Origin of the sequence: Xanthobacter sp. AM11 (assembly GCF_047444035.1) — a bacterium.
Lineage (GTDB): Bacteria > Pseudomonadota > Alphaproteobacteria > Rhizobiales > Xanthobacteraceae > Xanthobacter.
Genome location: NZ_JBLAOA010000001.1, coordinates 592257 through 607076, shown reverse-complemented (window position 1 = coordinate 607076; position 14820 = coordinate 592257). Strand labels below are relative to the sequence as shown.

Sequence of the window (14820 nt, the reverse complement as noted above, 5' to 3'; positions counted from 1 at the left end):
GTCCCCGGCTTTTCCTTTGTGCATTTCGGCTTTTCCGCGGTTGCGAAACCGGGTAAGGAGAGGTCTTATCGCCTGATAGCCCTTCGTCCATACGGGAGTGGAACGGTTGGTGCGCACGAAATCCAGCCGCCTCGCCGGCGTGACCTGGCTTCCGCTTGCCGCGGCGCTGCTGGGCCTTCTCCCGGCCCTGCTTCTGGCCCTGCCGGCGCAGGCCGGGCCCGTGCTTCTGGTGGAGGCGGACAGCGGCCGGGTGCTGGAGCAGAAGGATGCCGGCCGGCCGTGGTATCCGGCTTCCGTCACCAAGCTGATGACCGTCTATGTGGCGCTGAATGCGGTGAAGGCCGGGCGCGTCACCATGGACACGCCCCTCACCGTCTCCGCGGTCGCCGCCTCCCAGCAGCCGTCGAAGATGGGCTTCAAGCCCGGCACCGTGGTCACCCTCGACAATGCCATCAAGATGGTGATGGTGAAGTCCGCCAACGACATGGCGGTGGTGGTGGCGGAAGGCGTGGGCGGCTCGCTGCCCGCCTTCGTGGCGGAGATGAACGCCGTCGCCGCGCATCTGGGCATGACCGGCACCCATTTCGAGAATCCCAACGGCCTGCCGGACCCGGACCAGGTGACCACAGCCCGGGACCTCGCCATCCTCGCCCGCGCCATCATCTATCATTTTCCCGAGCATGAGATGCTGTTCCGCATCCCCGCCATCCGTATCGGCAAGGCGGTGCTGCGCAACTACAACCGCCTGATCGACCGCTATCCCGGCGCCGACGGCATGAAGACCGGCTTCATCTGTAGCTCGGGCTACAATCTGGTGGCCACCGCCACCCGCGGCAACAAGCGGCTCATCGCCGTGGTGCTCGGCGCCCGCTCGGGCGTCGCCCGCACCGAGCAGACGGCGCTGCTGTTCGAGAAGGGCTTCCAATCCTCCTGGACGGTGTTCGGCTCCGCCTCGCCCTTGCTGTCGGGCCTGCAGAACCAGGGCGGGGCGCCCGGGGACATGAAGGCCGAAGTGTGCGGCGGGCGGCGCGTGGCCTCCGAGGCGGACGACGAGCCCGACCCCAACGCCAGCGCCGGCTTCGCCTTCGCCACCCCCACCTTGCCCAAGTCCGGCGCCGAGCTGCTTCAGACCCTGCCGCCCTCCATGCCGCCGGTGCAGGTGTATGTGGGCACGCGCAGCGCGCCGCAGGATCTCTCCACCGCCTATGCGCAGGAGGAGAAGCCGAAGAAGAAGCAGACCGCTGCCAAGCCGGCCTCCAGCCCCGCCTCCAAGCCCGCGGACGCGGATGGCGGCACGGCCACGGCAAGCACCGGCGAAGGCGCGCCGGCCAAGAAGCAGGCGGCAAAGCCCAAGCCGGCTTCGTCCGGTTCCGCCACCGCCGCGGCGAAGCCGAAGCCCGATGCCGCCTCCGGGAGCGCCTCCGCCGCGCCGGCCAAGAAGCAGGTGCAGCCGGCCGCGCCGGTCACCGCCGGCTCGGTGCCCGCGCCGAAGCCCAAGCCCAAGCCGGCGGCGGCCCCGGCAGCGACGCCCGCCGCCAAGCCGCCCGAGGCCGGAACCACCGCCGCCGCCAAGCCGGCGACCTAAGCGCACGCGCCCGCGGAATTGCAGGCCGGCTTGGCGAGCCCCAGCCTGCCCTCACATGCGCCGGCGCTGGCCCGGCAGTTCGCTTCGCCGGCGTCGCCGGCCGGGCAGGCGGGTTGCCCCGCAGCTTGCGGCACGTGCCCTCCCGGTTCGCCCAGGACGATCCCGAGCCGCGCGCCGCAGGGCGATTCCCGGCGCGGCCGGTCTCTCGATAGAATGGGGCACGCCTTCACCATCCTGGCATGAGCGCGCGCCGGCCTCTCTGCGTGCCGCCCGCCACGCCGGTTTTCCCTCCGGCTGGCTTGACCGGGGCCTGCGTCTCGTGGAGGCAGGTGGGAAGAATCTTCGCCGTTCCCACCCAGGGGGTCCAGCCATGCCGGGTGAAGCACCCGTTCCCACCGAGCCCGCCCCCCGCCGCGGGCCGCCGCCCCCCCTTCCGGTCACCGTGCTCACCGGCTTTCTCGGCGCCGGCAAGACCACCCTGCTCAATGCCCTGCTGGCCGATCCGGCGCTGGCCGACACCGCCGTGCTCATCAATGAGTTCGGCGAGGTGGGGCTGGACCATCTGTTCGTGCGGCCGGTGGAGGAGGGCATCGTCATGCTCGCTTCCGGCTGCCTGTGCTGCACCGTGCGGGGCGATTTGGTGGCGGCGCTGGAGGACCTGCTGCGGGGCCGCGACAACGACCGTTTGCCGCCCTTCTCCCGGGTGATGATCGAGACCACCGGCCTGGCCGATCCCGCCCCGGTGCTGCACACCCTGATGACGCACCCCTACCTGTCCATGCGCTACCGCCTCGACGGGGTGGTGTGCGTGGTGGATGCGGTGAACGGTGCGGCCACCCTCGACGCCCACGAGGAAGCGGTGAAGCAGGCGGCCATGGCCGACCGGCTGGTGCTGACCAAGACCGATCTTCTCGCCACGCCGGAAGGGGCCGCCGGCCTCGCGGCCCTGAAGGCGCGGCTGAAGCGCCTCGCGCCCGCCGCCCGCCAGCTGGATGCCGCGGCGGGGGAGGCCACCGCCGACGCCCTGCTGAATGCCGGCCTCTACGACCCCGCCACCCGGACGCCGGACGTGGCCCGCTGGCTGGCGGCGGAGCAGGTGCTGGCGGCGCAGGAGGCGGCGCAAGGGAGCCAGCAGGCGGTCACGCAAGGGGCGCAGGGCCTTGATCCCAACCGCCACGACGACCGCATCCGCGCCTTCACCCTCGCCACCGACGCGGCCATCCCGGCGGGCACGCTGGACCTGTTCCTGGAGTTGCTGCGCGCCACCCATGGCGCCAACCTGCTGCGGCTCAAGGCCATCGTGAAGGTGGCGGAGGACCCGGGCGCGCCCATCGTGCTCCACGGGGTGCAGCATGTGCTGCATCCGCCCGTGCGCCTGCCGGAATGGCCCGACGACGACCACCGCACCCGGCTGGTGATGATCGTGCGTGACCTCGATCCCAAGGTCATCACCCGCCTGTTCAACGCCTTCCTCGGCGTGCCGGAGGTGGATGCCCCCGACAGCGCGGCGCTCACCGCCAATCCCCTCGCCCCGCCGGGATTGCCGCGATGAGTTCTGTCGCGATGACGGCGCAGGGGGTGCTGGACTTCTGGCATGCCGCCGGGCGGGAAAAATGGTTCGGCGGCGGGGCGGCCTTCGATGGGCAGGTGCGCGCGGCGCTGCTGCCGGTCCACGAAGCCGCCGTGGCCGGCGCGCTGGATGACTGGGCGCAGGCGCCTTCGGGCGCGCTGGCCCGCATCATCGTGCTGGACCAGGTGCCGCGCAACGTCTTCCGCGGCACGCCCCGCGCCTTTGCCAGCGACGCCGCAGCCCTGGCGGCGGCCGAGGCGGCGCTGGCCCGCGGCTTCGACCAGGCGGCGGAAATTCCCCCCGCCTTGCGCGCCTTCTTCTTCCTGCCCTTCATGCATGCGGAGGATGCGGCGGCCCAGGCGCGCTGCGTGGAGATGTATCGCGCGCTGGGGCAGGCGGAAGGCCTCGCCTATGCCCTGGCGCACCAGGAGGCCATCACCCGCTTCGGCCGCTTTCCCCACCGCAACCCCATCCTCGGCCGTGCCATGACGGCGGAAGAGCAGGCGTGGCTGGACGCCGGCGGCTTCACAGGCTGAAGCGCGCCTTCACCCCCTGCGCGGCGGCGCGGCCGGTGGCGCAGCAGGCCTGCAGCAGATAGCCGCCGGTGGGGGCCTCCCAATCCAGCATCTCGCCGGCGGCGAACACCGGCGGGACATAAGGCGGCAGGCCCATAAGCGCGTAATCAGGCGCGATGTTCTTCCAGGCGATGCCGCCGGCGCTGGAGATGGCCCGCTCCAGCCCGGCATGGCCCGTCACCGTCAGCGGCAGCGCCTTGATGAGGGCGGCCAGGGCGGCGGCATCCGGCCGCGCCGGGCCGGTGACCTCGCGCACCAGGTTCGCCGCCACTGGCGCGAGGCCACCGGCCTTGGCCAGCAAAGTGGCGTAGGACTCCTTCGGCCGGGCGGCGGCGAGGCGGCCGGCAAGGGCCTTCTCGTCCACGTCCGGGCGCAGGTCCAGGTTGAGGGTGATGGAGCGGTGGCCCAGCGCCCGCCGCAGGTCGGTGGACAGGGCATAGATGGCGCCGCCCTCCAGCCCCGCCGCCGTCACCACCGCCTCGCCGCGCACCACGGTCTTGCCGAAATGCACGGCGATGCGCTTCAGCGGCGTGCCGGCGAAGCGGCTGCGGAAATGCTCCGACCAGGCGATGGTCACGCCCATGTTGGCCGGCGCCAGCGCGTTCACCGCCACCCCCGCCGCCCGCAGCACCTCCACCCATCCCCCGTTGGCGCCGAGGCGCGGCCAGGAGGCGCCGCCCAGTGCCAGGATCACCGCGTCGGCCGCCACCGCCTGCGCGCCCGCGGGCGTGCGGAAGGCGAGGGCGCCGGCGTCGGTCCAGCCGCAAAAATCGTGGCGCAGGTGGAAGGTGACGCCGGCCTCCCGCAGCCGGGCGAGCCAGGCGCGCAGCAGGGGCGAGGCCTTGAAGCTGAGGGGGAACACCCGCCCGCTGGAGCCCACGAAGGTTTCCTCGCCCAACTCCGCCGCCCAATGGCGCAGGGCCTCGGGCGAAAATGCCTCCAGCGCCGGGGCGAGCCGCTCCGCCGCCGCGCCGTAGCGGGTGAGGAAACGGGGCAGCGGCTCGGAATGGGTGAGGTTGAGCCCGCCGCGCCCGGCCATGAGGAATTTGCGGGCGACCGAGGGCATGCGGTCGTAGACCGCCACCCGTGCTCCGGCGGCGGCGAGCACCTCCGCGGCGGAAAGGCCGGCCGGGCCGGCGCCGACGATGGCGATGAAGGGGGAAGAAGGGGTCAAGCTGGGTCCGGATCCTCAAATTCTCGTCGGCGGCGGCATTCGTCCGCGGCCGAGGGGGTGCCAAGGTGGGCGCCAAGTCGGGCGCCAAGTCGGGCACCAAGTCGGGGCGCCGCCCACTCTTGCGGTTCCCGGGCGAAAACGAAAGCCCTCCCCCGCGGGACGGGGGAGGGCTGCAAAAGATACGGAATGCGGCTCTATCCAGTAAGTTAGAGGGCGATTCACCGCTCAAATTGGTTCAATTTGATCGGATCGCGCTCTAGCGTCAGATGGTCTGGTTGTATTCGCCCACTTCCGGGTGGGTGCGCAGCACGCTGTCCACTTCCTTGAACATTTCGCGCATGCGGGCCTCCGAGACCGGGCTTTCCACCACCACCACCAGCTCCGGCTTGTTGGAGGAGGCGCGCACCAGACCCCACGAGCCGTCCTCGCAGGTGATGCGCACGCCGTTCACGGTCACGAGGTCGCGGATCTTCTGGCCGGTGACGAGGGCGCCCTTGGCGGCCTGCTCTTCATAATATTTCACCACCTGGGCGACGATGCCGTACTTGGCCTCGTCGGCGCAATGGGGCGACATGGTGGGGGAGGACCAGGTCTTGGGCAGGGCCTCGCGCAATTGCGAGAGCTTCTTGCCCGGGTTGCGGTCCATCATGTCCAGCACGGCGATGGCGGAGACGAGGCCGTCGTCATAGCCGCGTCCGATGGGCTTGTTGAAGAAATAGTGGCCGCTCTTCTCGAAGCCCACCAGGGCGCCGCTCTCGTTCACCCGGCGCTTCATGTAGGAATGGCCGGTCTTCCAATAGTCCGCCTTCACGCCGAGCTTGATCAGCTCGGGGTCGGTGGCGAACAGGCCGGTGGACTTCACGTCCACCACGAAGGTGGCGCCGGGGTGGAGCTTGGCGAGGTCGCGGGCCAGCAGCACGCCCATCTTGTCGGCGAAGATCTCCTCGCCCAGGTCGTCCACCACGCCGCAGCGGTCGCCGTCGCCGTCGAAGCCCAGCGCGAGGTCCGCCTTGTGCTCCAGCACCGCGTCCCGCATGGCATGGAGCATCTCCATGTCTTCCGGGTTGGGGTTGTATTTGGGGAAGGTGTGGTCGAGGTCGCAGTCCAGCGGGATCACTTGCGCGCCCAGCGCCTCGAGGATGCGCGGGGCGAAGGCGCCGGCGGTGCCGTTGCCGCAGGCGGCGATCACCTTGATGGGGTGCTTCAGCTTCGGCCGGTCGGTGAGATCCTTGAAATAGATTTCGGGGAAATTCTCCACGAACACATAGGCGCCGCCACCCTTCAGGTCGAATTTCGCGCCCAGCACGATCTCCTTCAGGCGGGTCATCTCGTCCGGCCCGAAGGTGAGGGGGCGGTTGACGCCCATCTTCACGCCGGTCCAGCCGTTGTCGTTGTGGGAGGCGGTCACCATGGCCACCGCCGGCACGTCGAGGGCGAACTGGGCGAAATAGGCCATGGGCGACATGGCAAGGCCGATGTCGTGCACCTTGATGCCCGCGGCCATGAGGCCGGACACCAGCGCCAGCTTGATGGAGGCGGAATAGGAGCGGAAGTCGTGGCCGGTGACGATCTGCGGCTTCACGCCCATCTCGTGCATCAGCGTGCCCAGGCCCATGCCCAGCGCCTGCACGCCCATGAGGTTGATCTCTTTCTGGAAGAGCCAGCGGGCATCATATTCCCGGAAGCCGGTCGGCTTCACCATGGGCTCGGATTCATAGGCATAGGTGTTGGGGGTGAGGACCGGCTTCGGCGTCGGAAACATCAGGGGCGCTCCTCGGCGGCGGGAATTTCGCAGGTGCGAGATAGCATGAAATCGTGACCGAACGAACGCCCTTGCGCCGGCAAAAGCTGACCTGATCGGCTGGATTTATCGGGAGGTATTATAATAGATGTGCCCGGCGCGCGGCCGGGCACCAAGGTTTTCGCAACCCGCGCAGCGGGCCTGAAGCGGCGTCAGGCCCGCAGGGTGGCGCCGGTCTTCTTCGCCACCTCGGCCACGATCTTGCCGGCCACCTCCTCGATCTCCTTGTCGGTCAAGGTGCGCTCGCGCGGCTGGAGGGTGACCTCCACCGCCACCGACTTGCTGTCGGGGTCGATGCCCTTGCCCTCGTAGATGTCGAAGACATTGACGCCGGTGACGAGCTTGCGGTCCACCCCCTGGGCCGCCTTGAGGATGTCGGCCGCCGCCACGGCGCGCCCCACCACGAAGGCGAAGTCGCGCTTCACCGGCTGGAAGGCGGAAATGTCCAGCGCCGGCTTCACCCGGGTGGCCTTGGCCTTGGGCTCGGGGATCTTGTCGAGGACGATCTCGAACGCCACCAGCGGGCCGGCCACGTCGAGGGCCTCCAGCACGGCGGGGTGGATCTCGCCGAAATGGGCCATGGCGTTGGAGCCGAGCCGCAAGGTGCCCGAGCGGCCGGGATGGTACCAGCCGGGCGCATCGGCGGTGACCTGGAGGTTGCCCGCCGGGGCGCCGCAGGCGGCAAGCGCCGCCAGCGCATCGGCCTTGGCGTCGAACACGTCCACCGCGCCGGCGGTGCCGGACCAGTGGCGGCCGGCGCCGGTGGGCCGGGCGGTGCCGCGGCGGATGCCGGAGGCGGCCTGCCGCTGGCCGGTGGGGGTGTCGTCCAGGAACACCTGCCCCACCTCGAACAGGGCCACGTCGGCAAAGCCGCGGGCCGCATTGGTCCCCGCCGCGGCGATGAGGCCGGGCAGGAGGCTGGGGCGCATGTCCGACAGCTCGGCGGCAATGGGATTGGCCAGCGCCAGTTCCGGCGCCCCGCCGCCGAACAGGCGCGCGGCCTCCCGGCTGACGAAGGACCAGGTGACGGCCTCAACCATGCCACGGGCCGCCAGCGCGCGGCGGGCCTTGCGGCTGCGCAGCTGCAGCGGCGTGAGCACCGCCTTGCGGGCATCCGCGCCGCGGGGCAGCTCGGTGGCGGGCACGCGCTCCAGGCCGAGGATGCGCACCACTTCTTCCACCAGGTCCGCCTTGCCCTCGATGTCGCCGCGCCAGGAGGGCGGCACCACATCCAGCACCGGCGCGCTGCCGGCGACGGCGAAGCCGAGCTTTTCCAGCACGCCGCGGATTTCCGCCTCGCTGGCGTCGAGCCCGGTCAGGCGCTTCACCTCGCCGAGGGGGAAGGCGATGGTGCGGGTGGTGTCGGGAACGGCGCCCGCCAGCACCACCTGCGAGGCCTCGCCGCCGCAGATCTCCTGCACCAGATGGGTGGCCAGATCCAGCCCCGGCAAGGTGAAGGCGGGGTCGATGCCGCGCTCGAAGCGGAAGCGGGCATCGGAATTGATGCCGAGCCTGCGGCCGGTGTGGGCGATGTTGATGGGGTCCCACAGGGCCGATTCGATCACCACGTCGGTGGTGCTCTCGTCGCAGCCGGTGGCCTCGCCGCCCATGATGCCGGCCAGGCTCTCCACGCCGGTGTCGTCGGCGATGACGCACATGCCCTCGTCCAGGGTGTAGGTCCTGCCGTCCAGCGCCAGCAGGGTCTCGCCCGCCTTCGCCCGGCGCACCACCAGATTGCCCGCCACCTTCTTCAGGTCGAACACATGGAGCGGGCGGTTGCGGTCGAAGGTCATGAAATTGGTGATGTCCACCAGCGCGTTGATGGGGCGCAGGCCGATGGCGGCGAGGCGCTCCTGCATCCACTGGGGAGAGGGGCCGTTGGTCACGCCCTTCACCACCCGCAGCGCGAAGGCGGGGCAGAGGGGGGCGGTGCCGGCGAAATCCAGCGTGACGGAGAGCGGGGCGGGGAAGCTGCCCTCCACCGGCATCACCCGCGGCGCCATCAGTTCGCCGAGGCCGGCGGCGGCAAGGTCGCGCGCCACGCCGGCGACACCCAGGCAATCGGCCCGGTTGGGGGTGACGGCGATTTCCACCACCGGGTCGTTCAGGCCCAGCACCTGCGCGAAGGGCGCGCCCACGGGGGCGTCTTCCGGCAGCTCCATGATGCCCTCATGCTCTTCCGAAAGGCCCATCTCGCGGGCCGAGCAGAGCATGCCGCGGCTTTCCACGTCGCGGATCTTGCCCACCTTGAGCGCAGTGCCGGTGGCGGGAATGACCGTGCCCGGTGCCGCGAACACGGTCTTCAGCCCGGCGCGGGCATTGGGCGCGCCGCACACCACCTGGATGGGCGCGCCGGCCCCGATGGAGACGGTGCAGACCTTCAGCTTGTCCGCGTTCGGGTGCTTCTCGGCCGTGAGCACCTCGCCCACCACGAAGGGCGCGAGCTGCTTCGCCTTGTCCTCCACCCCCTCGACCTCCAGGCCGATGAGGGACAGGCGCTCGACGATCTGGTCGAACGAGGCGGTGGGCTCAAGGTGGTCCTGGAGCCAGGAGAAGGTGAATTTCATGGTGTGAGGTCCTGTTCCTGATCCACCTGTTCCGCATCGCCGGGGTTTGCCCCCTCCCAACCCTCCCCCGCAGGCGGGAGAGGGCTTTTCCGCCTGTCACCGGCCGAACCCCCTCTCCCGCTTGCGGGGGAGGGTGGGGGAGGGGGCGCCCCGCCGGTTGCGAAGGTGCTTATGGTTTCGAGCACGCCGCTCATGTTGTTCAGCACATCAAGGTTGGAAAACCGCAGCACGGTCAGCCCCCTGTCCGCGAGGAAGCACTCGCGGCGTCGATCCCGCGCCAGTCCCTCGGGCGTATAGTGTTGTCCACCGTCCACTTCGATGACGAGCCTTGCCGGCAGGCAGATGAAATCAACCACGTAGGGACCGAGGGGATGTTGGCGGCGGAAGCTCATTCCGGTGAGGCGATGGCCGCGAAGCTCGGTCCAGAGACGCTGCTCGGCATCGGTCTGGGTGCCGCGGAGGCTCCGGGCGCGGACCCTCAGTCCACGTGAGACACGCCAGTTCGGGCCTTGCTCCTCGTCCATGGTCCTGTTCCCGCAACGGGCGTTTGCCCCCTCCCAACCCTCCCCCGCAGGCGGGAGAGGGCTTTTCCGCCTGTCACCGGCCGAACCCCCTCTCCCGCCTGCGGGGGAGGGTGGGGGAGGGGGCAGGACCGGGAGCATCATGCGTCCCTACGCGCTCAGGCCGCCGGCCAGGGTGGGAAAGTCCAGAGGGCGGAAGCCGTAGTGGGAGAGCCAGCGCACGTCCGCTTCGAAGAAGGCGCGCAGGTCGCTCATGCCGTATTTCAGCATGGCGATGCGGTCGATCCCCATGCCCCAGGCAAAGCCCTGGTATTCATCCGGGTCGATGCCGCAATTCCTGAGCACATTGGGGTGCACCATGCCGCAGCCGAGGATTTCCAGCCAGTCGGAGCCCTCGCCGAAGCGGATCTCGCCGGGGCGGGAGCGGTCGCACTGGATGTCCACTTCCATGGAGGGCTCGGTGAAGGGGAAGAAGGAGGGGCGGAAGCGCATCTTCACCCCCTCAACCTCGAAGAAGGACTTACAGAATTCTTCCAGAATCCACTTCAGGTGGCCGAGGTGGGCTTGCCTGTCGATCACCAGCCCCTCCACCTGGTGGAACATGGGGGTATGGGTCTGGTCCGAATCGCAGCGATAGGTGCGGCCGGGGCAGATGACGCGGATGGGCGGCCTCGATGCCTGCATGGTGCGCACCTGCACCGGGGACGTGTGGGTGCGCAGCACCTTGCGGTCCCCGTCCGGGCCGGGGGGCAGGAAGAAGGTGTCGTGCATTTCCCGCGCCGGGTGGCCGGCGGGAAAGTTCAACGCCGTGAAATTGTGGAAATCGTCCTCGATGTCCGGCCCTTCCGCCACCGAAAAGCCCATGTCGGCGAAGATGGCGGTGAGTTCCTCCATCACCTGGGCGATGGGGTGCACCCGCCCGGCCTCGGCGGCGGCCTCGCGCACGGGCAGGGTGACGTCCACCGTCTCGGTGGCGAGGCGGGCTTCCAGCGCGGCGGCCTTCAGCGCCCCCTTGCGGGCGGCGATGAGGCCCTGCAGCCGGTCGCGCAGGCCGTTGATGACGGGACCCATCACCTTGCGCTCGTCCGGGCTCATGGCGCCCAGCGATTTCAGGAGGTCGGAGACCGAGCCCTTCTTGCCGAGGGCGGCGACGCGCACCTCGTCGAGGGTGGCCTCGTCCTGCGCCCCGAGGATGGCGGTGGCGATGTCCCGCTCCAAAGCGTCGAGGGCCGGGTGGTCGGTCAGGACGAAGTCGGACATGTGGAAGTCCTTGGAGTTCTGGAAGTCCGTGCGGGGCCGGCGCGCCCGCTTATAGACGCGGCGCGCCCAAACGGAAAAGCCCCGGACGGATGACCGCACGGGGCTTTTGAAGGTCTCGGAACGGACGGGAGCGGAGCGGTCAGGCCAGAGCGGCCTTGGCCTGCTCCACCAGGACCTTGAACGCCTCGGGCTCGTGGATGGCGATATCCGAGAGCACCTTGCGATCCACCTCGATCCCGGCCCGGCCGAGACCATCGATAAATCGGGAATAGGTGAGGTCGAGATCAAGCGCGCGCACACCGGCATTGATGCGCTGGATCCAGAGCGCGCGGAAGTTGCGCTTCTTCACCTTGCGATCGCGGTAAGCATACTGCATCGACCGTTCGACGGCCGACTTGGCAGCGCGGATGGTATTCTTGCGACGGCCGTAAAAGCCCTTGGCGGCTTTGAAGACCTTCTTGTGCTTGGCGTGGGAAGTAACGCCACGTTTCACGCGGGCCATGGAAAAACTCCTTCAGATCGCGGTGCGGCGTCAGCCGTTCGGCAGGAACGACTTGCGGATCACACGCCCGTCGCACTCGGCGAGGATGGTGGTGCCGCGCTGATTGCGGATCTGGTTGTTGGTCCGCTTAATCATGCCATGGCGCTTGCCGGCCTGGGCCGCGATCACTTTTCCCGTACCCGTCAGACGGAAGCGCTTCTTCGCTCCCGACTTGGTCTTCATCTTGGGCATTTTGCTCTCCGTGGCATGGCTTCACCGCGCCTTGCGGCGGGGAACGCTCAGCCTCTTGTTGCTGTTGAGCGATATGAGCCAGCGCGGCAGCCCTTGTTCGCCGGCCGGCTCGAAGGCGGCAGTCGTTACAGGAGAGCGGGGGGAAACGCAAGCGCCGGGACCCTAGGCCGGCGCCGCGGCCCCGCCATGGCGGCGGCCTCCGCATCGTCCCCAGGCTGCGCCGGTGCGCAAGCCGCGATAGTTTGGCGCTTCCGCAGGGGCGTTTGCCCCTGCGTCACGCAGGTTTGAACGCCGCGGCCGGCTATAAGTGGCCCGGCAACACCTTTGCCGCGTTGTCGCCGTAACTTGCCATCGTTCGAGCGAAACAAACGACACAAACGCGTTCGAAGGTAGGTAGCGTTAGGGGAGTGGACATCATGTTCGGAACAAGAAGGGTGGTCCTGCTTGCAGCCGCAATGGCGGCCAGCGGCGTCCTTGCTTTCGCTGCGGCGCCGGTGGGAGCCCAGGCGCTGCGCCTTGGCCTCGTGGCGCCCGGTGGCCTGAATACGGCTGCGGCGGTGGATGAGGCGGCATTTCGCGGCGGCGGCCGCGGCGGCGGCCGCGGCGGTGGCTTCCGCGCCGGCGGCATGCGGGCGGGCGGCTTTCGCGCCGGTGGCTTCCGTGCCGGCGGGTATCGCGCCGGCGGCTTCCGCGCCGCAGGCTATCGTGCCGGCGGGGCGCGCTTCGTAGGGGCCCGCGCAGTCGGACCGCGCCGCGTGGTGGCGGCTGGCCCCGGCTGGAACCGGCCCGGCTGGAACCGCCCGGGCTGGAATCGCCCCGGCTGGCGTCCGCCGCCTCCGGGCTGGGGCCGTCCCGGCTGGCGTCCGCCTCCGGGGGCCTGGGGTCCGGGACCGTGGCGTCCGGGCTGGGGCTGGTACCGTCCCGGCTGGGGCTGGGGCTACTACAACAATACCGGTGCCTGGATCGCGCTGGGCGTGGCCAGTGCCGTTGCCGTCGGCGCGGCGGTGGCTGCGAGCGAGCCGGCCTATGACGATGCGGTGGCCTACTGCATGGCGCGCTTCCGCTCCTACAATCCGGCCACCGGCACCTATACGGGCTATGACGGGTTCCAGCATCCCTGCCCATGACAGCCTGCCGCGGCCGGCGTGAAGCGGGCCGCGGCGCAGGCGCTGCGTACAGCATGAAAAAGGCCCGGCGCGCCATGGCGCGCCGGGCCTTTCATGTTCCTGAGGGGGGCTGCGACCGCCGGCGCCGCTTCAGCGCGGGGCGAGGATCATGATCATCTGCCGGCCCTCTAGCATGGGCTCGGCCTCGACCTTGGCGATGGTGGCCACGTCTTCCTTCAGCTTCTGAAGCAGCTTGAAGCCGATGTCCTGATGGGCCATCTCGCGCCCGCGGAAGCGCAGGGTGACCTTCACCTTGTCGCCTTCCTCGAAGAAGCGCTGCATGGCCTTCATCTTCACCTCGTAATCGTGGATGTCGATGCCGGGCCGGAGCTTGATCTCCTTGACCTCCACCACCTTCTGCTTCTTGCGGGCCTCGCTCGCCTTCTTCTGGTTCTGATACTTGAAGCGGCCGTAGTCGAGGATCTTGCAGACGGGGGGCGCGGAGTTCGGGGATATCTCCACGAGGTCGAGGCCGGCCTCCTGCGCGAGGGCGAGGGCATCGCGAATGGCCAGGACACCGCGGTTCTGCCCGTCCTGGTCGATCAGCTGGACTTCGCGGATGCGGATTTCCTCATTGACGCGCGGTCCATCCTTCTCCGGCGCGACGGGTCTCATGGGGCGGCGAATGGCTTCAGTCTCCTCAGTGATTGACACGAACCCCGGGAGCGCGCGGCACGCGGCGCCGGTCCTTGCCGTCGTCATCGCGACCCGTCGTCTGGGGTAGGCTGGAAAGATCGTGACAAACGGACGTAAAGTCAATGACCCATCAGGATTCGCAAGCACTCCGCGCGCCCGGGCCGCGGGGCCGGCGCGCCCCGGCGGGCCACAGTTCAGCCGCCTTCCTTGCGCATGTGAAGCGCATCGGGTCTGCTTCGCACGCTCGGCAGGCCGCGCCGCCCCGCCGGACAGGGACGCATCGCATGATTGAGCCTCATTGCGCCGCGATGTTCGCGCGCCTCGCTTTCGCCACCGTAGCACTGGGCTTTTCGGCGCTGCCGGCGCTGGCCGATGGCCGGCTGAATGCCAAATACACCCTCACCGTCGGTGGGGTGGAACTGGGGCGCGGCTCCATTGTCGTGGAGGCCGGCGAAAACGCCTATGAGATTTCCGGCTCCGCCCGGGTCACCGGCGTGCTGCGCGCTGTGTCCTCGGGCAAGGGGGTGGCGGCGGCCCGCGGCGCGCTGAGCGGCGGCAAGATGGTGCCGCGCGTCTATGCCATGAACGCCGAGGCCGACGGCAAGGAGGAGAGCGCCCGAGTCGCCATGGCCGGCGGCAGCGTCAAGGAAATGGACGTGGAGCCCGCCCTCAAGCCGCTGCCGGACCGCGTGCCGGTGACGCCCGGCGTGCTCCAGAACATCATCGACCCCATGAGCGGCGCCTTCATCTATGTGCCGGGCACCGCCGACCTGCTGTCGCCGGCGGCCTGCGAGCGCGCGATTCCCGTGTTCGACGGGCGCCAGCGCTACGACCTCACGCTCTCCTACCTGCGCACGGAGAAGGTGAAGGCGCAGGGCTATGCCGGCCCGGCGGTGGTGTGCGCCGTGCGCTACGCCCCGGTGGCCGGCCACCGGCCCAGCCGCTACACCATCAAATATCTGATGGAAAACAAGGATATGTTTGTGTGGATGGTGCCGGTCGCCGGCACGCGGCTGATGGCGCCGTTCAAGGTGTCCGTCGCCACGCTCATCGGCACCGCGGTCCTTCAGGCCGAGGCCTTCGATACCGAGGCCAGGAGCAGCACCGTCCCCATCAGCGCGCCGCGCCCCTGAGGCGACACTGGGGCGGGTGCGGGAATCCGCTCCTGCCGCCGCCTGTCCCCCACATGTCGTAGGGGGAGAAGCGGGAACATTCGCTTGCGGCGATTCGAT

At 69.6% G+C, this 14820-nt stretch carries 13 protein-coding genes; 5 read left to right on the top strand and 8 right to left on the bottom strand.

What is annotated here, in order from left to right:
* Positions 1-109 precede the first annotated feature (109 nt).
* From ACI7BZ_RS02900 to ACI7BZ_RS02890, 3 genes are all read left to right on the top strand, one after another.
* Entirely contained in the window at positions 110-1585 is a 1476-nt protein-coding gene (locus ACI7BZ_RS02900; RefSeq protein ID WP_414115697.1) for a D-alanyl-D-alanine carboxypeptidase family protein, read from the top strand.
* A 370-nt stretch (positions 1586-1955) separates the two neighbouring features.
* Complete coding sequence (locus tag ACI7BZ_RS02895; RefSeq protein ID WP_414115696.1) at positions 1956-3137, top strand: CobW family GTP-binding protein; 1182 nt, start codon at positions 1956-1958, stop codon at positions 3135-3137.
* Positions 3134-3691 carry a DUF924 family protein gene (locus ACI7BZ_RS02890; protein ID WP_414115695.1) on the top strand — a complete coding sequence of 186 codons (558 nt, stop codon included), beginning with the start codon at positions 3134-3136 and terminating at the stop codon, positions 3689-3691. The genes ACI7BZ_RS02895 and ACI7BZ_RS02890 overlap by 4 nt, the downstream gene beginning before the upstream one ends.
* Here the strand turns inward: ACI7BZ_RS02890 and ACI7BZ_RS02885 are convergent.
* From ACI7BZ_RS02885 to rpmI, 7 genes are all read right to left on the bottom strand, one after another.
* Positions 3681-4904 carry a TIGR03862 family flavoprotein gene (locus tag ACI7BZ_RS02885; protein ID WP_414115694.1) on the bottom strand — a complete coding sequence of 408 codons (1224 nt, stop codon included), beginning with the start codon at positions 4902-4904 and terminating at the stop codon, positions 3681-3683. The genes ACI7BZ_RS02890 and ACI7BZ_RS02885 overlap by 11 nt on opposite strands.
* Before the next feature lie 262 nt (positions 4905-5166).
* Positions 5167-6666: a phosphomannomutase/phosphoglucomutase gene (locus tag ACI7BZ_RS02880; protein ID WP_414115693.1), complete on the bottom strand. Its 1500-nt coding sequence runs from the start codon at positions 6664-6666 to the stop codon at positions 5167-5169.
* Positions 6667-6857: 191 nt separating this feature from the next.
* Positions 6858-9272, bottom strand: coding sequence for a phenylalanine--tRNA ligase subunit beta (pheT, locus tag ACI7BZ_RS02875; RefSeq protein ID WP_414115692.1), 2415 nt, complete (start codon positions 9270-9272; stop codon positions 6858-6860).
* Positions 9269-9796: an endonuclease domain-containing protein gene (locus ACI7BZ_RS02870; RefSeq protein ID WP_414115691.1), complete on the bottom strand. Its 528-nt coding sequence runs from the start codon at positions 9794-9796 to the stop codon at positions 9269-9271. The genes pheT and ACI7BZ_RS02870 overlap by 4 nt, the downstream gene beginning before the upstream one ends.
* Positions 9797-9943: 147 nt before the next feature.
* On the bottom strand, positions 9944-11053 hold the full coding sequence (gene pheS / locus ACI7BZ_RS02865; RefSeq protein ID WP_414115690.1) for a phenylalanine--tRNA ligase subunit alpha: 1110 nt from the start codon (positions 11051-11053) through the stop codon (positions 9944-9946).
* 139 nt (positions 11054-11192) lie between these two features.
* On the bottom strand, positions 11193-11555 hold the full coding sequence (gene rplT, locus ACI7BZ_RS02860) for a 50S ribosomal protein L20 (protein ID WP_414115689.1): 363 nt from the start codon (positions 11553-11555) through the stop codon (positions 11193-11195).
* 30 nt (positions 11556-11585) lie between these two features.
* Positions 11586-11786, bottom strand: coding sequence for a 50S ribosomal protein L35 (gene rpmI / locus ACI7BZ_RS02855; RefSeq protein WP_348833942.1), 201 nt, complete (start codon positions 11784-11786; stop codon positions 11586-11588).
* A gap of 434 nt (positions 11787-12220) precedes the next feature.
* On the opposite strand from rpmI, the gene ACI7BZ_RS02850 reads away from it, so the two are divergent.
* Entirely contained in the window at positions 12221-12913 is a 693-nt protein-coding gene (locus tag ACI7BZ_RS02850) for a BA14K family protein (RefSeq protein ID WP_414115688.1), read from the top strand.
* 129 nt (positions 12914-13042) lie between these two features.
* Here the strand turns inward: ACI7BZ_RS02850 and infC are convergent, their stop codons facing one another.
* Positions 13043-13567, bottom strand: a complete 525-nt coding sequence (gene infC / locus ACI7BZ_RS02845) for a translation initiation factor IF-3 (RefSeq protein WP_414115687.1) — start codon at positions 13565-13567, stop codon at positions 13043-13045.
* Between the two features lie 305 nt (positions 13568-13872).
* Between infC and ACI7BZ_RS02840 the strand changes: the two genes are divergently transcribed.
* Entirely contained in the window at positions 13873-14721 is an 849-nt protein-coding gene (locus ACI7BZ_RS02840) for a DUF3108 domain-containing protein (RefSeq protein ID WP_414115686.1), read from the top strand.
* Positions 14722-14820: the final 99 nt, after the last annotated feature.